General features: G+C 72.9%; 16 protein-coding genes and 3 tRNA genes. 12 read left to right on the forward strand and 7 right to left on the reverse strand.

Features of this window, described 5'->3' with window-relative positions:
- Positions 1-28: 28 nt before the first annotated feature.
- Positions 29-403: a hypothetical protein gene (locus EES41_RS12825; RefSeq protein ID WP_254211422.1), complete on the forward strand. Its 375-nt coding sequence runs from the start codon at positions 29-31 to the stop codon at positions 401-403.
- Positions 404-427: 24 nt separating this feature from the next.
- Here the strand turns inward: EES41_RS12825 and EES41_RS12830 are convergent, their stop codons facing one another.
- Positions 428-1,690: an MFS transporter gene (locus EES41_RS12830; RefSeq protein ID WP_123078170.1), complete on the reverse strand. Its 1,263-nt coding sequence runs from the start codon at positions 1,688-1,690 to the stop codon at positions 428-430.
- 215 nt (positions 1,691-1,905) lie between these two features.
- On the opposite strand from EES41_RS12830, the gene EES41_RS12835 reads away from it, so the two are divergent.
- Positions 1,906-3,051 (forward strand): glutamate--cysteine ligase, encoded by a 1,146-nt coding sequence (locus EES41_RS12835; protein WP_123078172.1) that lies wholly within the window; start codon positions 1,906-1,908, stop codon positions 3,049-3,051.
- 97 nt (positions 3,052-3,148) lie between these two features.
- On the opposite strand, the gene EES41_RS12840 is transcribed toward EES41_RS12835, so the two are convergent.
- The 3 genes from EES41_RS12840 to EES41_RS12850 all read right to left on the reverse strand — a co-directional run bounded on the left by EES41_RS12840 (position 3,149) and on the right by EES41_RS12850 (position 3,558).
- Positions 3,149-3,222 (reverse strand) — tRNA-Ile (locus tag EES41_RS12840).
- Positions 3,223-3,407: 185 nt separating this feature from the next.
- Positions 3,408-3,480 (reverse strand) — tRNA-Asn (locus tag EES41_RS12845).
- Positions 3,481-3,485: 5 nt separating this feature from the next.
- Positions 3,486-3,558, reverse strand: a tRNA-Asn gene (locus EES41_RS12850).
- 146 nt (positions 3,559-3,704) lie between these two features.
- On the opposite strand from EES41_RS12850, the gene EES41_RS12855 reads away from it, so the two are divergent.
- The 4 genes from EES41_RS12855 to EES41_RS12870 all read left to right on the forward strand — a co-directional run bounded on the left by EES41_RS12855 (position 3,705) and on the right by EES41_RS12870 (position 9,342).
- Positions 3,705-4,016, forward strand: a complete 312-nt coding sequence (locus tag EES41_RS12855; protein ID WP_123078174.1) for a YtxH domain-containing protein — start codon at positions 3,705-3,707, stop codon at positions 4,014-4,016.
- A 76-nt stretch (positions 4,017-4,092) separates the two neighbouring features.
- Entirely contained in the window at positions 4,093-5,541 is a 1,449-nt protein-coding gene (locus EES41_RS12860) for an FGGY family carbohydrate kinase (protein ID WP_123078176.1), read from the forward strand.
- A 148-nt stretch (positions 5,542-5,689) separates the two neighbouring features.
- Positions 5,690-7,423 carry an ABC transporter ATP-binding protein gene (locus EES41_RS12865; RefSeq protein WP_123078178.1) on the forward strand — a complete coding sequence of 578 codons (1,734 nt, stop codon included), beginning with the start codon at positions 5,690-5,692 and terminating at the stop codon, positions 7,421-7,423.
- Positions 7,420-9,342 carry an ABC transporter ATP-binding protein gene (locus EES41_RS12870; RefSeq protein ID WP_123078180.1) on the forward strand — a complete coding sequence of 641 codons (1,923 nt, stop codon included), beginning with the start codon at positions 7,420-7,422 and terminating at the stop codon, positions 9,340-9,342. Before EES41_RS12865 ends, EES41_RS12870 begins: the two co-directional genes overlap by 4 nt.
- Positions 9,343-9,437: 95 nt before the next feature.
- Here EES41_RS12870 and EES41_RS12875 read toward each other — a convergent pair whose 3' ends face one another.
- Together EES41_RS12875 and EES41_RS12880 are read right to left on the reverse strand one after the other, a co-directional pair.
- The gene (locus EES41_RS12875; RefSeq protein WP_123078182.1) at positions 9,438-10,526 is read right to left on the reverse strand and encodes an RNA polymerase sigma factor; all 1,089 of its coding nucleotides are present in this window, start codon (positions 10,524-10,526) and stop codon (positions 9,438-9,440) included.
- A gap of 205 nt (positions 10,527-10,731) precedes the next feature.
- Complete coding sequence (locus tag EES41_RS12880; RefSeq protein ID WP_123078184.1) at positions 10,732-11,439, reverse strand: vancomycin high temperature exclusion protein; 708 nt, start codon at positions 11,437-11,439, stop codon at positions 10,732-10,734.
- Between the two features lie 360 nt (positions 11,440-11,799).
- Here EES41_RS12880 and EES41_RS12885 point away from each other — a divergent pair, with 360 nt between their 5' ends.
- The 4 genes from EES41_RS12885 to dnaG all read left to right on the forward strand — a co-directional run bounded on the left by EES41_RS12885 (position 11,800) and on the right by dnaG (position 17,224).
- Complete coding sequence (locus EES41_RS12885; protein ID WP_123078186.1) at positions 11,800-12,519, forward strand: sirohydrochlorin chelatase; 720 nt, start codon at positions 11,800-11,802, stop codon at positions 12,517-12,519.
- Positions 12,520-12,576: 57 nt separating this feature from the next.
- A complete protein-coding gene (locus EES41_RS12890) occupies positions 12,577-13,914 on the forward strand; it encodes a deoxyguanosinetriphosphate triphosphohydrolase (RefSeq protein WP_123078188.1) in 1,338 nt (445 codons plus the stop codon).
- Positions 13,915-14,007: 93 nt separating this feature from the next.
- Complete coding sequence (locus tag EES41_RS12895; protein ID WP_008739246.1) at positions 14,008-15,282, forward strand: NAD(P)/FAD-dependent oxidoreductase; 1,275 nt, start codon at positions 14,008-14,010, stop codon at positions 15,280-15,282.
- Between the two features lie 34 nt (positions 15,283-15,316).
- The gene (dnaG, locus tag EES41_RS12900) at positions 15,317-17,224 is read left to right on the forward strand and encodes a DNA primase (protein ID WP_123078190.1); all 1,908 of its coding nucleotides are present in this window, start codon (positions 15,317-15,319) and stop codon (positions 17,222-17,224) included.
- A 1-nt stretch (position 17,225) separates the two neighbouring features.
- Here the strand turns inward: dnaG and EES41_RS12905 are convergent, their stop codons facing one another.
- Positions 17,226-17,663, reverse strand: coding sequence for a gamma-glutamylcyclotransferase family protein (locus EES41_RS12905; protein WP_164495820.1), 438 nt, complete (start codon positions 17,661-17,663; stop codon positions 17,226-17,228).
- Positions 17,664-18,025: 362 nt separating this feature from the next.
- Between EES41_RS12905 and EES41_RS12910 the strand changes: the two genes are divergently transcribed.
- Both EES41_RS12910 and EES41_RS12915 read left to right on the forward strand, forming a co-directional pair.
- Positions 18,026-18,577, forward strand: coding sequence for a hypothetical protein (locus EES41_RS12910; RefSeq protein ID WP_254211423.1), 552 nt, complete (start codon positions 18,026-18,028; stop codon positions 18,575-18,577).
- 125 nt (positions 18,578-18,702) lie between these two features.
- Positions 18,703-19,374, forward strand: a complete 672-nt coding sequence (locus EES41_RS12915; RefSeq protein ID WP_123078194.1) for a class F sortase — start codon at positions 18,703-18,705, stop codon at positions 19,372-19,374.

Below are 19,374 nucleotides of genomic sequence, written 5' to 3' on the forward strand. Positions count from 1 at the left end.
GCCTGGCGGCCCGTCCCCGGAGCCGTCCATGTCACGCACCGCCCACCACATCCGCTCCCGCCGCGGACCGGCGCCCGACGCCGCGCTCCGCGACGAGCACGTCCGCGCCGAGCTCGTCCACACCGTGCTCGTCCGCGACTTGCGGTTCAGCACCCGCTGCCTCGCCGAGGCCTCGCGGGCCGGCCGCCGCGCCCGGCCGCAGGCCCTCCGGCGCCACGTCACGGTCCGCCGGCTGCCGCGCTACCTCCGCGACTCCTCGGTGGCCGTCATGGCCGCGCAGGCGGAGCGCCGCGCCCGGCAGCGGCTGCGCGCGGACGTCCGCTCCGTTCTGCTCCTCGGCCGTGCCGAGGACGCGGACGTCCTGCCCGCACGTCACCGGCACGGTGCGCTCTGGCTCGCCTGAGCGCCGCCCCGTCCCGGCGCCGCCTCACGCCTCCGGCGACCTCGCGTCGTACCGCGCGAAGCCCCGCCACCGCAGCGCGAGCAGCACCAGGACCAGCACGCACGCCAGCCCCCCGCCCGTGATCGCCACGCGCGGGGAGGTCAGGTCGGCCGCGGTGCCGGCGAGGAAGTCGCCGAGCCGGGGTCCGCCCGCGACGACCACGATGAACACGCCCTGGAGCCGTCCCCGCATCTCGTCCGGGGTCGCGGCCTGGAGCATGGTGGTGCGGAACACCATCGAGACGGTGTCGGCGCAGCCCGCCAGGGCCAGGAAGAACAGCCCGAGCCACAGGTTCCGGGTCACCCCGAAGACGGCCACGGCCAGCCCCCAGCCCGCCACCGACAGCAGGATCGCCAGCCCGTGGCGGCGGATGCGCCCCTGCCAGCCGGAGAACAGGCCGCCCAGCAGCGCCCCGAAGGCGGGCGCGGCCATCATCAGGCCGACGGTCTTGGCGTCGCCGCCGTACCAGAGCCCGGCGACGGCCGGGAACAGCGCCCTCGGGTGGGCCAGCACCATCGCGGCCAGGTCGGAGAAGAAGGTCATCCGGATGTTGGGGCGGGTGCCGAGGAAGCGCAGCCCGTCGAGGACGGAGGCCCTGCCCCGCTTGCCCTCCGCGCGGTCCGGCTTCATCGAGGGCAGCCGCCACATCGCGTAGAGCGCGGCCGCGAAGGTCACGGCGTCGATCAGGTACGCCGCCTGGTAGCTCCACCAGCCGACGATGACCCCGCCGAGCACCGGGCCGAGCATGGTCCCGGAGGTCATGGTGACGGAGTTCAGCGCGTTCGCGGCGGGCAGCTGCTCGGGCGGCAGCAGGCGCGGGATCATCGCGGACCGGGCCGGTCCGTTGAGCGCCCCGCAGACCGCCTGGAGCGCGACGACCCCGTACAGCAGCCAGACCCGGTGGTAGTCCATGAGCGCGGCCCCGGCCAGCACGACCGACAAGGCGGCGAGGCCGGTGGAGCTGTAGAGGCCGAGCTTGCGCCGGTCCACGGTGTCGGCGATCGCCCCGCCGTACAGCCCGAAGGCGACGAGCGGGACGAGCGAGAAGAGGCCGACCAGTCCGACGGAGAAGCTGGAGCCGGTGATCTCGTAGACCTGGAGCGAGACCGCGAGGGCGGTCATCGCCTGGCCCATCCAGGAGATGGTGCCGCCGAACCACAGCCGCCGGTAGTGCGGCGAGGAACGGAGCGGGGTCAGGTCCGCGAATATGCGCGGCCTGGGGCGGGGTTCCGTGGAGGTACCAGTCACAACGGATGATAACCAGCGGCCCGTCCGGGCCCGGGCCCGGCCCGGTCCCCGTTCACGCACCCGCAACAGCCGACCCTCGCGGACCGGCGGCCCCAGCGCGGCGAGCCGCTTGCCGCTAACTCGCCATTATCACCTGACATTTGACTGAATCGACGTGCGCTCCTCGCCTCCCGATCAGCTCATGATGAAAAGACTCGTATGTCCAGGGAGGCGCAGTGATCGAACCTGGCACCAGCACCACGAGCACCAGCACCACGACCGGTACGGGCCCCCTCACCGTCGGGGTCGAGGAGGAGTTCCTCCTCATCGACACCCGCACCCTCCGGGTGGTCCCGGCCGCCCCGCTCGTCCTCGACACGGCCGCCGGGCTCCCGCACGAGCTGCACCCCGAGGGCACCCGCTACCAGGTGGAGATCTCCACGCCGGTGGCCCACTCGGCGGTCACCCTGCGCGCGGAGCTCGCCGCCCTGCGGCGCACCCTCGCCCGGGCGGCCCGCGCGCACGGCTGCCGGCTGCTGGCCGCCCCCTCGCCGGTGGTGGCCCTGGAGGGGCCGCTGCACCTGACCGACGACGAGCCGCGCCAGCGCGAACAGCACCGGCGGTTCGGCGCGCTCACCGACACCCTGGTCAGCTGCGGCCGGCACATCCACATCGGCACCCTCGACGTGGACACGGCGGTGGCGGTGTCCAACCGGGTCAGACCGTGGCTGCCCACGCTGATCGCGCTGGCCGCCAACTCCCCCTTCTGGGGCGGACGCGACACGGGCCACGCCAGCTGGCGGGCGATGGCCTGGGCGGGCTGGCCCTCGGCGGGACTGCCCCCGCACTTCACCTCCACGGCCCACTTCCGGCGCTCGGTGCAGAACCTGCTCGGCTCCGGGGCGGCCCTCGACACCAAGATGGTCTACTGGGACCTGCGGCCGTCCGGGCACTGGCCCACGCTGGAGATCCGGGCGCCGGACATGTCCCCGGACCTCGACACGGCCATCCTCCAGGCCGAGTTGGCCCGGGCCCTGGTGGCCAAGGCGCTCCAGGAGATCTCCGAGCACCGCCCGGAACCGGCGATACGGGACGACGTGCTCCGCCTCGCCCGGTGGCGGGCCGCCCACGACGGGCTGGAGGGCTTCGGCCTGGACCCGTACACGGGCGCGGAACTCCCGGCGGCCGACCTCGCGGAGGCCCTGCTCGACCACGTCGCCGCGGACCTGGCCGTCGCCGGTGACCTCGATCACGCGGCCAAGACCATGGCCGGCCTGCTCCGCGACGGTTCGGGCGCCCACCGCCAACGCGCGGCCTACGCCCGCCGCCAGGACCTCACGGACGTCCTGCGCCACCTGGCGGACGAAACGGAGAACTTCTAGCCACCGCGGCCCCGGAAACGCGACGGTGCCCCGCCGATCCAACCGAGCGGGGCACCGGACCGGCCGGCCGCAACGTTTCTGCTGACCAGCTCTGGAGTGGGGCGGGTGGGACTCGAACCCACGGCCGACGGATTATGAGTCCGCTGCTCTAACCGGCTGAGCTACCGCCCCTTTACGGCGTGGCGCGTACATGTGTGCGCGCCGTCTGCCGCAGCATAGCCGCTCATACGATCTCCTGCCTCGGATGCCTCGCATGATCGGCTTCGCCTGTTCAGAGAGACCGCGCCGAGGGCTGCCCGGTTCCGTGCCAGGGGCAAAAAAAGAAGAGGACCCACCCGGGGCCCTCTTCTTCCACGCTCCCCCGGCTGGACTCGAACCAGCAACCCTCCGGTTAACAGCCGAATGCTCTGCCAATTGAGCTACAGGGGACTGCGCTCCCCCGACTGGACTCGAACCAGTAACCTGCCGGTTAACAGCCGGCTGCTCTGCCAATTGAGCTACAGGGGATTGCTGCGGTGCACCGAACAGCCCACCTCCGGCCATTCCCGGGGGGCGAGCGCTCGCTGCGAGTCATAGATTAGCGCAAGCAGGGGGGTGCTCCGCCAATCGGTATCGGAAGCAGGCCGGGCACCACACGACGAAGGGTGGCAGGCATGCGGTACAAGATCGCTTTCGCGCTCGGACTGGGCGTGGGATACGTGCTCGGGACCCGGGCGGGGCGCGAGCGGTACGAGCAGCTGCGGAAGTCCGCGCGGCAGGTCGCGCAGAACCCCGCGGTGCGCAACGCGGCCGAGAGCGCCGGGCAGACCGGCCGGCAGTTCGCCGGGAAGGCCTTCGCCGCCGTGAGCGACAAGGTCGGCGACGCGGTGCCGGATTCGCTGGCCGGACGGGTGCGCGGGCTGCGGGACCGGGTCGGCGGCGGCGCCGGCGCGGCCGAGGACGACTGGGGTACGAGCAACACCTGAGGCACCGGGCTCCGCCGGCACCCGCGGGCCCGAGGTGCCGGTGGAGCCCGTCGCCCCGTGCGGCAGAATTCTCCGCATGGGGATAGTCGCCGGGCTGGACAGTTCTTCCGCCTTCACTCGCATCGTCGTCTGTGACACCGACACGGGTGCCGTGCTGCGCCAGGGCTACGCGCCCCACCCGCAGCCCGCGGGGGAACCGGAGGGCGCGCACCCACACGACACCGATCCGCAGGCGTGGCTGCTCTCCCTCGGCGAGGCCGCCGGCGGCGGGCTCCTCGAAGGGGTGCAGGCCATCGGGGTCTCCGCCCAGCAGCACGGCGTGCTGCCGCTGGACGCGCAGGGCGCCCTGGTGCGTCCCGCCCTGGTCGGCAACGACAAGCGCGGGCAGGTCGCCGCCGTCGACCTGGTCGACGCGCTCGGCGGTCGCAGCGCCTGGGCCGAGGCCGTCGGGTCGGTCCCGCACTCCGCGCAGCCCCTGGCGAAGCTGGCCTGGCTGGCGCGCGCCGAGCCGGACGCCGCGCGGCGGGTGGCCGTGCTGATGTCCCCGCACGACTGGCTGGTGTGGCAGCTGCTGGGCCGGCCGGCCCGGCGGACGACCGACCGGGGCGGCGCCTCCGGCACCGGCTACTGGTCCCCGGCCACCGGCTCCTACCGCCCCGACCTGGTCGAGCTGGCGCTCGGGCACATGGCCCTGCTGCCCGAGGTGCTCGGCCCGGCCGACGCCGCCGGGACCACCCCGGAGGGACTGCTGATCTCCGCCGGCACCGGCGAGACCATGGCCGCGGCCCTCGGGCTCGGCCTCGGCCCCGGCGACGCGGTGGTCTCGCTGGGCGCCTCCGGTTCCGTGATGGCCGTCCACCACGAGGCCCTCTCCGAGCCCGGCGGGCTGATCACCTCCCTCGCCGACGCCAGCGGCATGCACCTGCCGGTGGTGAACACCTCCAACGCGGTACGGGCCCTGCGCGGCACCGCCGAGCTGCTGGGCACCGATCTGGAGGGGCTGTCCGAGCTCGCGCTGAAGTCGACCCCGGGCGCGCACGGCCTCGTACTCCTGCCGTACCTGGAGGGCGAGCGGACGCCGAACCTGCCGCACACCGCCGGGACCCTGTCCGGGCTGCGGCGGGACTCGATGAAGCCCGAGCACCTGGCCCGGGCCTCGTTCGAGGGCATGCTGTGCGGGCTGGTGGACGCGCTCGACGTGCTGCGCTCGCGCGGCGTCGAGATCCGCCGGGTGTTCCTGCTGGGCGCGGCGGCCGGGCTGCCCGCCGTACAGGCCTTCGCGCCCGGGCTGTTCGGGACGCAGATCGTGGTGCCGGCGCCGGCCGACTACGCGGCGCTGGGCGCGGCGCGGCAGGCCGCGTGGGCGCTCGGGGCGCAGCAGGGCACGCTGGCCCCGCACGCCCCGCCGGTGTGGCCGGCGCCGGCGGCGCAGGTCTTCGAGCCGGGCGAGGACTACCCGGCCTGGCGGGCGGTGCGCCAGCAGTACGTCACCACGCGGGAGCAGATCCACCCCGGGGCGTTCTAGAAGCGGCGAGGTCCGGAACTCGCGGCTTAGGACTGCCGGCGGGCGGGTACTCCTTTTGACCGGCCTTTGCGAAAAGGGTTGAGGATCGGGCCTCGCGGTGGCTCAAGATGGACTGAACCCCCTCGATCTTGCCGACCGGAGCCTGCGCGTGCTCATACGACTTCTGCGGACCCATCTGGGTCCGTACCGGAAACCGATCGCCCTCCTGGTCCTGCTCCAGCTTCTGCAGACCAGCGCGACCCTCTACCTCCCGACGCTGAACGCCGACATCATCGACAAGGGTGTGGTCAACGGCGACACCGGCTACATCCTGCGCTTCGGCGCTCTCATGCTCGGTGTCTCGCTCGTCCAGCTCGGCTGCAACATCGGCGCCGTCTACTTCGGCGCCCGCACCGCGGCGGCCGTCGGCCGGGACGTCCGCGCCGCCGTCTTCGACCGGGTGCAGAGCTTCTCCGCCCGGGAGCTGGGCCACTTCGGCGCCCCGTCGCTGATCACCCGTACGACGAACGACGTCCAACAGGTCCAGATGCTGGTCCTGATGACCTTCACCCTGATGGTCTCCGCGCCGATCATGTGCGTCGGCGGCATCGCCATGGCGCTCTCCCTCGACGTGCGGCTGTCGGGCGTGCTGCTCGCGGTCGTGCCCGTGCTCGGCGTCTCGGTCGGCGCGATCGTCTTCAGGACGCGGCCGCTGTTCCGGCAGATGCAGGAACGCCTGGACACCGTGAACCGGGTGCTGCGCGAGCAGATCACCGGCAACCGGGTGATCCGCGCCTTCGTCCGCGACGAGTACGAGAAGGACCGCTTCCGGGAGGCCAACGCCGACCTCACGGGCGTCTCGCTGGCCGCCGGCAAGCTGCTGGCCCTGATGTTCCCCACCGTGATCGTGGTCGTGAACATCTCCAGCGTCGCCGTCATCTGGTTCGGCGCGATGCGCATCGACAGCGGCGGCATGGAGATCGGCCAGCTGACGGCCTTCCTCGCGTACCTGATGCAGATCGTGATGGCCGTGATGATGGCCACCTTCATGTTCATGATGGTGCCGCGCGCCGAGGTCTGCGCCGAGCGCATCCAGGAGGTCCTGGACACCGAGTCCAGCGTGGTCCCGCCCGCCGACCCGGTCACGAAGCTCCTGCGCCGAGGCAGCCTGGAGCTGCGCGGCGCCGACTTCCGTTACCCGGGCGCCGAGGCCCCGGTGCTGCGCGGGGTGGACCTGGTGGCCCGCCCCGGCGAGACCACCGCGGTGATCGGCTCCACCGGCAGCGGCAAGTCCACGCTGCTCGGCCTGGTGCCCCGGCTGTTCGACGCGACCGGCGGCGAGGTGCTGGTCGACGGGGAGGACGTACGCCGCCTGGACCCGGAGCTGCTGGCGAAGACGGTCGGCATGGTCCCGCAGAAGCCGTACCTGTTCTCCGGAACCGTCGCGTCCAACCTGCGCTACGGGCGTCCGGACGCCTCGGACGAGGAGCTGTGGCAGGCGCTGGAGGTGGCGCAGGCGAAGGACTTCGTGTCCGAGCTGGAGGGCGGCCTCGACGCACCCGTCACCCAGGGCGGAACCAATGTCTCCGGCGGCCAGCGCCAGCGGCTGGCGATCGCCCGCACGCTCGTGCAGCGCCCGGAGATCTACCTCTTCGACGACTCCTTCTCGGCCCTGGACTACGCGACGGACGCGGCGCTGCGCGCGGCGCTGGCCCGCGAGACCGAGAACGCGACGGTGGTCATCGTCGCGCAGCGGGTCTCCACGATCCGTGACGCCGACCGGATCATCGTCCTGGACGAGGGCGAGGTCGTGGGCGAGGGGCGCCATCACGAGCTGATGGCCGGCAATGAGACCTACCGGGAGATCGTGCTCTCCCAGCTGACGGAGGCGGAGGCCGCATGAGCGGGCCCGGAGGACGGATGATGATGGGGCCGAACGAGCGGTCCCTGGACTTCAAGGGTTCGGGCCAACGGCTGCTGAAGCAGCTCACGCAGGACCGGGCCAAGCTGTGGGGCATGGTCGTGGCGGTCGTCGGCAGCGTCGGCTGCGCGGTCGTCGGGCCGAAGATCCTCGGGCAGGCGACCGACCTGGTGTTCGCGGGGATCGTGGGGCGGCAGATGCCGGCCGGCGTCACCAAGCAGGAGGCGCTGGACAAGCTGCGCGCGGACGGTCACGGCGGGATGGCGGACATGCTGTCCGGCACCGACTTCACCCCGGGCCGGGGCATCGACTTCGGGGCCGTCGGGGTCGTGGCGATCTGGGCGCTGGTGGTCTTCACGCTGGCGGGTCTGCTGATGCTGGTGGCGACGCGGCTGTCGAACCACGTCATGAACGGCACCGTGTACCGGATGCGCGAGGAGCTCCAGGGGAAGCTGTCGCGGCTGCCGCTGTCGTACTTCGACCAGCAAAAGCGGGGCGAGGTCCTGAGCCGGGCCACGAACGACATCGACAACATCGGGCAGACGCTCCAGCAGACGATGGGTCAGCTGCTGAACTCGCTGCTGACGATCGTCGGCGTGCTGGCGATGATGTTCTGGATCTCGCCGCTGCTGGCGCTGGTCGCGCTGGTGACGGTGCCGGTGTCGGTGTTCGTCGCGGCGAAGATCGGCAAGAAGTCGCAGCCGCAGTTCGTGGCGCAGTGGAAGACCACCGGCACGCTGAACGCGCACATCGAGGAGATGTACTCGGGCCACAACCTGGTCAAGGTCTTCGGCCGGCAGAAGGAGTCCGCGGCGGTCTTCGCCGAGCAGAACGAGGAGCTGTACCGGGCCTCGTTCAAGGCGCAGCTGGTCAGCGGGATAATGCAGCCGGTGATGTTCTTCATCTCGAACATCAACTACGTGCTGATCGCGGTGGTCGGCGGTCTGCGGGTGGCCTCGGGCACCCTGTCGATCGGTGACGTGCAGGCCTTCATCCAGTACTCGCGCCAGTTCTCGATGCCGCTGACGCAGGTCGCCTCGATGGCGAACCTGGTGCAGTCCGGCGTCGCCTCGGCGGAGCGGGTGTACGAGCTGCTGGACGCGCGGGAGCAGGAGCCGGACGTCGACGTCCCGGAGCGCCCGGAGCGGCTGCGCGGGCAGGTCACCCTCGACAAGGTGGCGTTCCGCTACGAGCCGGACAAGCCGCTGATCGAGAACCTGTCGCTGACGGTCGAGCCGGGCCAGACGGTCGCGATCGTCGGCCCGACGGGCGCCGGCAAGACCACGCTCGTCAACCTCTTGATGCGGTTCTACGAGGTCACGGGCGGCCGGATCGCCCTGGACGGGGTGGACATCGCGAAGATGACCCGCGAGGAACTGCGCACGGGCATCGGCATGGTGCTCCAGGACACCTGGCTGTTCGGCGGCACGATCGCGGAGAACATCGCCTACGGGGCGTCGCGCGAGGTCACGCGCGCCGAGATCGAGGAGGCGGCGCGCGCCGCGCACGCCGACCGGTTCGTCCGCACCCTGCCGGACGGTTACGACACCGTGCTGGACGACGAGGGCGCGGGCGTCAGCGCCGGCGAGAAGCAGCTGATCACCATCGCCCGGGCGTTCCTGTCGGACCCGGTGATCCTGGTGCTCGACGAGGCGACGAGTTCGGTGGACACCCGTACCGAGGTGCTGATCCAGAAGGCGATGGCGCGCCTCGCGCACGGCCGTACGTCGTTCGTGATCGCGCACCGGCTGTCCACGATCCGCGACGCGGACGTGATCCTGGTGATGGAGAACGGCTCGATCGTGGAGCAGGGCTCGCACGAGGAGCTGCTGGCCGCGGACGGCGCCTACGCGCGCCTGTACACGGCGCAGTTCGCGCAGGCGGTGGCCGAGGTCGACTAGGCGGCGGCGCGGCCGCACGCGCGGCCCGCTGACCGCACCGCTGGGGGTGCCCTCGTACGGGGGCACCCCTTCCGCGTGTGCGGCGGCCGCCGTCGTCAGTCCAGGTAGCCGCGGAGCTGGTCGGCGAAGGCGTGGTCGCGCAGCTTGTTGAGGGTCTTGGACTCGATCTGCCGGATGCGCTCGCGGGTGACGCCGAAGATGCGTCCGATCTCCTCCAGCGTGCGCGGGCGGCCGTCGGCGAGCCCGTACCGGAGCTGGACGACCTTGCGCTCCCGCTCGCCGAGCGTGGACAGCACGGCTTCCAGGTGTTCGCGCAGCAGGAAGAACGCGGCGGACTCCACGGGCGAGGCGGCGTCGCCGTCCTCGATGAGGTCGCCGAGGGCGACGTCGTCCTCCTCGCCGACGGGTGCGTGCAGCGAGACCGGCTCCTGGGCGAGGCGCAGTACCTCAAGGACCCGCTCGGGGGTCAGTTCCAGGTGGACGGCGACCTCTTCGGCGGTGGGCTCATACCCGCGTTCCTGGAGCATGCGGCGCTGGACGCGGACGACGCGGTTGATCAGCTCGACGACATGCACGGGCACGCGGATGGTCCGGGCCTGGTCGGCGAGGGCCCGGGACATGGCCTGGCGGATCCACCAGGTCGCGTACGTGGAGAACTTGTAGCCGCGCGCGTAGTCGAACTTCTCAACGGCCCTGATCAGCCCGAGGTTCCCCTCCTGGACCAGGTCGAGCATGGTGAGGCCGCGGCCGACGTAGCGTTTCGCGACGGAGACCACGAGCCGCAGGTTCGACTCGATGAGGCGGCGTTTGGCCATCCGGCCCATGACGACGAGCTTGTCCAGGTCGAGCGTGAGCTGTAAGTCGAGATCGGTGTGGCCGGCGAGCTTCTCCTCGGCGAACAGTCCGGCTTCGACGCGCCGCGCGAGCTCGACCTCTTCCGCCGCGGTGAGCAGCGGGATCCTGCCTATCTCGCGCAGGTACTGCCGGAAGAGGTCGGCGGAGGGCCCCGATCCGCTCCCGCTGTCGGCGGTGCGCTTGCGCTGCTGCGGCACCTGCTCGATCAGCTCCAGGGGCTCCGGCTCGTCTTCCACGGCCTCGGCCTCGGCCTCGGGCTCGTCCGCCTCGGCGCCGCCGGCGCCGTGGACGGGCCCGCTCAGGTTCACGGTCAGGGTCTGGGTCTGCACGGGGGCGACCTCCAGGGCTCCGAGGACTCAAGCACCGCACCTCAGTGTGGGGTACGGCACATCACCGCCACGAGGGGCGTGCGAGCACTTTCTGAGTCCGGTGCGTGACCGGATGGTTACCCCCCGCCGGAAGGCCCGATGCCTACCGGACGCATGTCCGAGCAGACTTTCGGGGCCGGACTCCGGGGCCCGGCCGACAGCGGCGTCAGTCCGCCAGAGCGGCCAGTACCCGCGACACCCCTTCCTCCTTCGGTCCCATGAACCGCGGCTCCGGCTCGAACACCGCGTCCAGCACCGCCTTTCCGGCGGCGAAGACCTCGCGCGTGCCGCCGTAGTACCAGGTCACGTCGTGCGCGTCGGCCACCCCGACCCCGTACGAGTCCACGCCCGCCGCCTCGCACAGGGCGACGGCCCGGTGGATGTGGAAGCCCTGGCTGATCAGCACCGCCCGGTGCACGCCGAAGATCTCCTTGGCGCGGACGCAGGAGTCCCAGGTGTCGAAGCCGGCGAAGTCGCTGACGATCCGCTCCCCCGGCACCCCGTGTGCGGTCAGGTACGTCCGCATCGCGTCGGGCTCGTCGTATTCGGTACGGCTGTTGTCCCCGCTGACCAGCACGACCTTGACCTTGCCCGCGCGGTACAGCTCGGCGGCCGCGTCGAGCCGGGCCGCCAGGTACGGGGTGGGCCGCCCGTTCCACAGGCCCGCCCCGAACACCACGGCCACCTCGGCCGACGGGGCCCCGGCGGTGGTGCGCAGCCGGTCGGCGGCCACCACGTGCGTCCACGCGGAGGGCAGCAGCGCCAGCACGCACCCGGCCATCACCGCCCGTACGGCCCGCCGCCGGGCCCGCACGGTGCGCGGCAGCAGCTTCCGCGCCCGGCGCGCTGTCTCGGTCAGGCGCGGTGCGCGCATGTCCCTTTCCCCCTGGGTGTGATGGCCGTGCCGGCGGTCCTGGCCGGTGGTCCGGCGGTCCGGTCGTCCGGTGATCCGCTGGTCAGGACGCCAGGGGGGAGCGCGCGGTTTCAGCCGCGCGCCGGGGCCGCCGTGAGCGGGTGGAAAAGACCCGTCATCCCGGCGCAACGCCACGGCAACCTCGAACCCCCAGGATCGGTTCATGACGGAGCCGGTGCACCCTCCCGAGTCATTGACCCTCCCCCTTCCCCCCGCCACCACCGCGGAGCTGCTGGGCCGGATCACCGCCCAGCTCGGCACGCAGCTCAGCGGCCTGCGCCCGCGGCACAGGACGGCGGACCGGCACCCCGGAGTCCATGTATGCAGCCCACCCTCGTCGCCGTGGCCCACGGAAGCCGGGACCCGCGCGCACCGCACGCCGTCGAAGCCCTCCTCGACCGGGTCCGGGAGCTCCGGCCCCGCCTCGATGTCCGCCTCGGGCACATCGAGCTGAACCGGCCGTTGCTCGGCGACGCCCTGCGGGAGGTCTCCGGTTCGGCGGTGCTGGTGCCGCTGCTGCTCGGGCGCGGGCACCACGTCAAACGGGACCTGCCCGCGAGCGCCGCCCGGGCCGCGCACCTGCGGACCCGGATCGCCGCCCCGCTGGGCCCGCACCCGCTGCTCGTGGAGGCCCTGTACGACCGGCTGCTGGAGGCAGGGTGGACCCCGGGGGCCGCCGTGGTGCTGGCCGCGGCCGGATCCCGCGACCCGGACTCCGCCGCCGACACCCGGCGCAGCGCCGCCCTGCTGTCGGAGCGGCTCGGCGGGGTCGCGGTGGTGGCGGCCTACGCCTGCGCCGCCGCCCCGACCGTGCCCGACGCGGTGCGGGCGCTGGCCGCGCGGGGTCACCACCGGGTCGCGGTGGCCTCGTACTTCACCGCGCCCGGGAGGTTCGCCACCCAGTGCGCGGCGGCCGCGCCCGGTCCGGCGGCCGCGCCGCTGGGGGCCCATCCGGCGCTGGCCCGGCTGGTCCTGCGGCGCTATGACGCCGCGCTGGCGGCGGCCGTGGCCGGGGACCAGCGGGAACTGGCCACCGCCTGAGGGTCCCGCCGGGACGGATTGCTCCGATTGTCGGTGTCTGCGGTTACCGTCTGAGGCATGGAAGGCCCGGAAGCAACCACCGCACCCCACCGACCCGACGGCCCCACCGGCGTGTACGGCCCGTCGGACACCGAGCGCTGGGCCGCCGAGCCCGACAAACGCCCGGGCCGCACCGCCTTCCAGCGCGACCGCGCGCGGGTGCTGCACTCCGGCGCGCTGCGCCGCCTCGCCGGGAAGACCCAGGTCGTCACCCCCGGCACCCGCTCCTACGACTGGGACGCGAGCCCGCGCACCCGCCTGACGCACTCCCTGGAGTGCGCCCAGGTCGGCCGTGAGCTCGGCGCGGCGCTCGGCTGTGACCCCGATCTGGTCGAGGCGGCCTGCCTCTCGCACGACATGGGCCACCCGCCCTTCGGCCACAACGGCGAGGAGGCGCTCAACGAGTTCGCCGAGGACTGCGGCGGCTTCGAGGGCAACGCCCAGTCGCTGCGGCTGCTGACCCGGCTGGAGCCCAAGCACTTCGTGCCCGATCCGGGGACGGGCGAGCTCGTCAGCGTCGGCCTCAACCTGACCCGGGCCTCGCTGGACGCGGCCACCAAGTACCCGTGGGCGCGCGGCGGTCACCCCACGGACCCCGGCTCGGTCAAGTTCGGCGCGTACGAGGACGACCTGCCGGTCTTCGAGTGGCTGCGCCGGGGCGCGCCCGCGGACCGCAAGTGCTTCGAGGCCCAGGTGATGGACTGGGCGGACGACGTGGCGTACTCCGTCCACGACTTCGAGGACGGCCTGCACGCGGGCCACCTCGATCCCAACCTGCTCTTCGCCGAGCCCGAGCGGACCGCGATCTGGCGGGTCGCCATCGGGCGCTACGTCCCGGCCGACACCGACCCGGAGGAGCTGCGCGAGGCCCTGGACCGGCTGATGGAGGAGGAGTGGTGGCCGCACGGGTACGACGGCTCGGCCGTCGCCCAGGCCCGTCTGAAGGACGCCACCAGCCAGCTCATCGGCCGTTTCTGCCTGGCCGCCGAGGGCGCCACGCGCGCGGCGTACGGCTCCGGCCGGCTCACCCGGTACGCGGCGGAGCTGGTCGTCCCGCGCGCGGCGCGCAACGAGTGCGCGGTGCTGAAGGCGGTCGCCGATCTGTACGTGATGCAGCGCGACGAGCAGGAGCGGATCCGCGCCGACCAGCGCGTCGTCCTGGCCGAACTCGCTGAGGCGCTCAGCGCCCGCGCGCCCGAGGGGCTGGACCCCCAGTTCCGGGCGGTCTTCGACACCGCGGCGGACGACAAGGCCCGCAAACGCGCGGTCATCGACCAGATCGCCTCCCTCACCGACGCCGCCGCGCGCTCCCTGCACGACCGCCTCACGCGCCGCACTCGACGCGCCGACGGGTGAGCCGATCGGGCCACTGCCCCTTCACGCGGCAGGCTCAGTGCGGGACGCTCGCATGTGGTCGCACATGGCGGTGAGGTTATGAGGAGGCATCAGGTGGTCGACGCACACCGGACATTTGTCATCGTCGGCGCGGGGCTCGCGGGGGCGAAGGCGGCCGAGACGCTGCGGGCCGAGGGGTTCACGGGCCGGGTGATCCTGGTCGGGGACGAGCGCGACCATCCCTACGAACGGCCCCCGCTGTCCAAGGGCTACCTGACGGGCAAGGAGGAGCGCGAGAGCGTCTTCGTGCACGAGGCGTCCTGGTACGCGCGCTCCGACATCGAGCTGCACCTCGGCCAGCCCGCGGTCCACCTGGTCCGGGAGGAGAAGAAGGTCGTCCTCGGCGACGGCACCGCGCTGCACTACGACAAGCTGCTGCTGGCGACCGGCGCCGAGCCGCGCCGCCTGGACATCCCGGGCACGGGCCTGGCCGGGGTCTACCACCTGCGCCGGCTGGCGCACGCCGAACGGCTGCGCAACGCGCTGTCGCGGCTCGGCCGGGACAACGGGCACCTGCTGGTCGCGGGCGCCGGGTGGATCGGCCTGGAGGTCGCCGCCGCGGCGCGCGGGTACGGGGCGGAGGTCACGGTGGTCGAGCCGGAGCCCACCCCGCTGCACGCGGTGCTCGGCCCGGAGATCGGCCGGCTCTTCGGAGACCTGCACGAGGACCACGGGGTCCGCTTCCACTTCGGGGCCCGGCTGACGGAGATCATCGGCCAGGACGGCATGGTGCTGGCGGCCCGTACGGACGACGGGGAGGAGCACCCGGCGCACGCGGTGCTCGCGGCGATCGGGGCCGCGCCGCGCACCGCGCTCGCCGAGACCTCCGGGCTGGCCCTGGTGGACCGGGAGCACGGCGGCGGGATCGCGGTGGACGCCTCGCTGCGCACGTCCGACCCGGACGTCTTCGCCGTGGGGGACGTGGCGGCCGCCCACCATCCGGTGCTCGGGACCCGGCTGCGGGTGGAGCACTGGGCGAACGCGCTGAACGGTGGCCCGGCGGCGGCGCGGGCGATGCTGGGGCAGGAGGTGTCGTACGACCGGGTGCCGTACTTCTTCTCGGACCAGTACGACGTGGGCCTGGAGTACTCGGGGTACGCGCCGCCGGGGGGCTACGACCAGGTGCTGATCCGCGGGGACGTGGCCAAGCGGGAGTTCATCGCCTTCTGGCTGTCGGAGGGGCGGGTGCTCGCCGGGATGAACGTGAATGTGTGGGATGTCACGGATCAGATCCAGGCCCTGATCAGGTCCAAGTCCCCGGTCAATCGCGAGGCGCTGGCGGACCCGTCGGTTCCGCTGAGCTCCCTGCCGCAGGCGCAGGGGGCCTGACGGGTTTGCCCCCGCCCGGCCGTAGACTTCACGCGTGGCAGGACGGATCAACGACGACGACGTGAAGGCGGTACGGGACGCGGTCCCGATCGACGCCGTGGTCTCCGACTACCTCCAGCTCCGCAACGCGGGCGGCGGCAACCTCAAGGGCCTCTGCCCCTTCCACGACGAGAAGTCCCCGTCCTTCCAGGTCAGCCCCGGCAAGGGTCTCTACCACTGCTTCGGCTGCCAGGCGGGCGGGGACACCCTCGACTTCATCATGAAGATCGACCACCTCTCCTTCTCGGAGGCGGTCGAGCGGCTGGCGGGCCAGGCCGGCATCACCCTGCGGTACGAGGAGGGCGGCTACACCGCCGGCACCAGCGGCCGCGGTGAGCGCATCCGCCTCGTCGAGGCGCACAAGGCCGCCGCGCAGTTCTACGTGGACCAGCTGGGCGGCGCCGAGGCCGAGATCGGCCGCAAGTTCCTCGCGGAGCGCGGCTTCGACCAGGCCGCCGCCGAGCACTTCAGCGTCGGCTACAGCCCGGCCGGCTGGGACCACCTCACCCGCTTCCTGCGCGGCAAGGGCTTCACCGACAAGGAACTGATCACTTCGGGCCTGGCCCAGGACAGCCGCAGCGGCAAGCCCATCGACCGCTTCCGCGGCCGGCTGATGTGGCCCATCCGCGACATCAGCGGCGAGGTGGTGGGCTTCGGCGCGCGCAAGCTGCGCGACGACGACAACGGCCCCAAGTACCTGAACACGCCGGAGACGGCGATCTACAAGAAGTCCCAGGTGCTCTACGGCATCGACCTGGCCAAGAAGGAGATCGCCAAGACCTCCCGGGCCGTGGTCGTCGAGGGCTACACCGACGTCATGGCCTGCCACATGGCCGGGGTCACCACCGCGATCGCGACCTGTGGCACGGCGTTCGGCGGGGACCACATCAAGATCCTGCGCCGCCTGCTGATGGACAACGCGACCGCCGAGGTGATCTTCACCTTCGACGGCGACGCGGCCGGGCAGAAGGCGGCCCTGCGGGCCTTCGAGGACGACCAGAAGTTCGCCGCCGAGACCTCGATCACCATCGCCCCCGGGGGCATGGACCCCTGCGACCTGCGCCTCGCGCAGGGCGACGCGGCGGTGTCCGGGCTCGTGGAGGCCCGTACCCCGCTGTTCGAGTTCGCGCTGCGGCACATCGTGGCCCGGCACAACCTGGAGAACCCGGCGGGCCGGGCGGCCGCGCTCGACGAGGCCGCGCCCGTCGTCGCCAACATCAAGAACATCGCGATCCAGCACGAGTCGGCGGTCCAGCTGGCGGGCATGCTCGGCATCCGCGACGAGCAGTTCGTGGTCAAGCGGGTGGCGCAGCTGGCCCGCTGGGCCCGTGAGCGGGGCGGCCAGCAGCAGCCGCCCTCCCGCGGCCGCGCCTCCTCCGGTTACGAGGGCGCCGCCCAGGCACCCGCCGCCCCCGCGGGCGGTCCCGCGCTGAACCTGCGCAGCCCGGCCCACCGCACCGAGCGCGAGCTGCTGAAGCTGGCGCTCCAGCGGCCCGCGCTGGTCTCCCCGGCCTTCGACGCGTACGGGATGGACGAGTTCACCGCACCGCCCTACGCCGCCGTCCGCCAGGCCATCCTCGACGCGGGCGGCGCGTCGCAGGGCACGGACGACTACCTGGCCCGGGTCCGCGCGGCCGCCCCGAACGACACCGTCCGGGCCCTGGTGACGGAGCTCGCGGTCGAGGCGATCCACGCGAAGACGGTGGACGAGATCTACGCCGGGGTCCAGCTGGTCCAGGTCCGCCTGCGCGCGGTGGACCGCCGGGTACACGAGATCCAGGGCACGATGTCCCGCCTGGGTCCGCACGCCCCGGCGGAGCAACTGGCCGCGGTCCAGGAGGAGCTGTGGGTCCTCCAGCAGTACGGCCAGCGCCTGCGCAACCGAGGCGCGGAAGGGCTCTGACCTAGCGCCGGAACCAGTCCCCGCCCGGTATCTCGGTACCGGACTCGCGCAGCCGCCGCTCCAGCAGCGGGGCCGCCAGATAGACCCAGGCGGGAACCCTGGTCCCGTCCGGGCGGACCGCCTCCCTGCGAACCCGGTCGTAGACGTTCAGCGGCCGGCCGGGCCCGTGGTACTCCTCCAGCCGGTCCAGCTCGGCCAGCAGCCTCCCGTACGCCCCCGGGGCGGCGGTGATCAGCTCGCCCACGATCTCCGACCCCGCGTGCGGAACGGCGTACGGATACCCGGGGCCGTCGTAGAGCAGCGCGCCGGGCAGCCGCGCGGCCTCCTCGGCGGCGGTACGGCCCTTGAGGAACAGGTCGTGGTTCACCTCACCGGGCCGCAGCGTCCCGTAGACGAAGAACGGCAGCTCCTCGCCCATCTCCTCACCACCCGATGCCATAAGCCGCCCCCACTCCTCGCGCCGCATCGAACACACCCCAGTCTCCCCGCCCGCGGGGGCCGGGGGTGGGGTGGGGTGGGGTGTTGTCCGGGACGTAAAACGTGATTTGTGGCGTGAAGGGGAGCCGCAAGGCGACAGCACCCGACCAGCCGCCATAAATCATGCAGTCCCGGACAACACCCCACCCCGCCCCCGGCCCCCGCGGGCCCACCCAAACGGCCGTCCCACTCCGAACACCCCCTCAACCCCCCTGACCTGCGCCAACACAAATCGGCCCACAAATCTGACGCAACCTCAGCAGGCGCGAACCCCGCACCCCGGTTTATCTCGGAACACGACCCCGCGTCACCCAGGAGCCCCCCATGCGCCGACGCACCGCCCACGTGCTCACCGCCTCCGCGCTGACCGTCGTCGCCTTCGCCGGCCCGGTCGCCGGAGCGGTCGCCGCGGCCGAACTCGGCGTGCCCGGCCTGACCGGTTTCGCGCCCGGCGACTTCGCCTCCCTGGAGGTCTGGCCCAAGTCCGCAGCCCCCGGCGGCACCGTCACCGCGAACACCTCCGCCTGCGGCAACGGCAGCCACGCCGATGGCGACGCCAGCACCATCGGCGGCGGCCGCTTCAAGCTGGTCCCGGGCACGCACAAGGAAGTGGTCGTGGGTCAGTTCCAGGTCGCCCGCGACACCCCTCCCGGCACCTACGAGATCGGCGCGACCTGCGCCAACGGCAAGTTCGCCACCGGCGACCTCGTCGTCACCGAGCGCGGCCCGCAGGGCCACGTGAAGACCGGGGTCGGCGGTGGGACGACCACCACCACCGACCCCGCCAAGATCGCGGCGGGAGTGGCCGTCCTGGCCGCGGCCGCCGCCGGCGGTACCTGGCTCCTGCGTCGCCGGGCGAGCGGCACGCGGAGCTGACGGGCGCCCACCGCGGCTTCGGCCGCGGTCCGACCGGTACCGTCCCCCGTTGCCCGCCCCGCGAGGTCCCCCCCGTTCGCGGGGCCGGGCGACGGCCAGTCGTACGCACACCCCAGGGGGCAGGCATGGGCACCTCCGGCTACGCCGGACCCGCCGGACCCGGCGGACCCGGCAGACCCGGCGGCCGCACCGGCCGCGGCGGGCTCCTCGCGCTCGCCGCCTGCGTCGGCATCTGGCTCGTCGGCAGCGGGTCCAGCGAACCGGTCCGGCCCCCGCAGCCCTCCCCCGCCGACTCCCTCAGCGCCCGCGCGGCCGACTACGGCCCGAGCATCGCGCCGCTCCCCGGTTCCCCGCCCACCCGGATCCGGATCCCCTCCATCCGCGTGGACGCCCCGCTGACCGGGCTCGGCCTGGCCCCCGACGGCAGCCTCGAAGTGCCCCCTCCGGCCCGCCGGGACCTCGCGGGCTGGTACCGCGACGGCACCACCCCCGGTGCCACCGGAACGGCCGTCATCGCCGGGCACGTGGACCACGCCACCGGCCCGGCCGTCTTCTACAACCTCGGCGCGCTGCGCCGGGGCGCCGCCATCGAGGTGCCGCGCGCCGACGGCCGGACGGCCGTCTTCACCGTCCACGCGATCGAGGTCTACGACGCCGACGCCTTCCCCGACTCCCGTGTCTACGGGCCCTCGCCGCGCGCCGAGCTCCGGGTGATCACCTGTGGCGGCGGCTTCTCGCACCGCACCGGCTACCGGGGGAACGTGGTCGTCTTCGCCCACCTCACGGCGACGTACTGA

Source organism: Streptomyces sp. ADI95-16 (assembly GCF_003721495.1).
Classification (GTDB): domain Bacteria; phylum Actinomycetota; class Actinomycetes; order Streptomycetales; family Streptomycetaceae; genus Streptomyces; species Streptomyces goshikiensis.

Bases quoted from the DNA above. Each gene is read 5' to 3' on its own strand.
- EES41_RS12870 (WP_123078180.1), top strand. From the start codon at position 7,420: ATGAGCGGGCCCGGAGGACGGATGATGATGGGGCCGAACGAGCGGTCC.
- EES41_RS12915 (WP_123078194.1), top strand. From the start codon at position 18,703: ATGGGCACCTCCGGCTACGCCGGACCCGCCGGACCCGGCGGACCCGGC.
- EES41_RS12855 (WP_123078174.1), top strand. From the start codon at position 3,705: ATGCGGTACAAGATCGCTTTCGCGCTCGGACTGGGCGTGGGATACGTG.
- EES41_RS12860 (WP_123078176.1), top strand. From the start codon at position 4,093: ATGGGGATAGTCGCCGGGCTGGACAGTTCTTCCGCCTTCACTCGCATC.
- EES41_RS12910 (WP_254211423.1), top strand. From the start codon at position 18,026: ATGCGCCGACGCACCGCCCACGTGCTCACCGCCTCCGCGCTGACCGTC.
- EES41_RS12890 (WP_123078188.1), top strand. From the start codon at position 12,577: ATGGAAGGCCCGGAAGCAACCACCGCACCCCACCGACCCGACGGCCCC.
- EES41_RS12825 (WP_254211422.1), top strand. From the start codon at position 29: ATGTCACGCACCGCCCACCACATCCGCTCCCGCCGCGGACCGGCGCCC.
- EES41_RS12885 (WP_123078186.1), top strand. From the start codon at position 11,800: ATGCAGCCCACCCTCGTCGCCGTGGCCCACGGAAGCCGGGACCCGCGC.
- EES41_RS12905 (WP_164495820.1), bottom strand. From the start codon at position 17,663: ATGGCATCGGGTGGTGAGGAGATGGGCGAGGAGCTGCCGTTCTTCGTC.
- EES41_RS12880 (WP_123078184.1), bottom strand. From the start codon at position 11,439: ATGCGCGCACCGCGCCTGACCGAGACAGCGCGCCGGGCGCGGAAGCTG.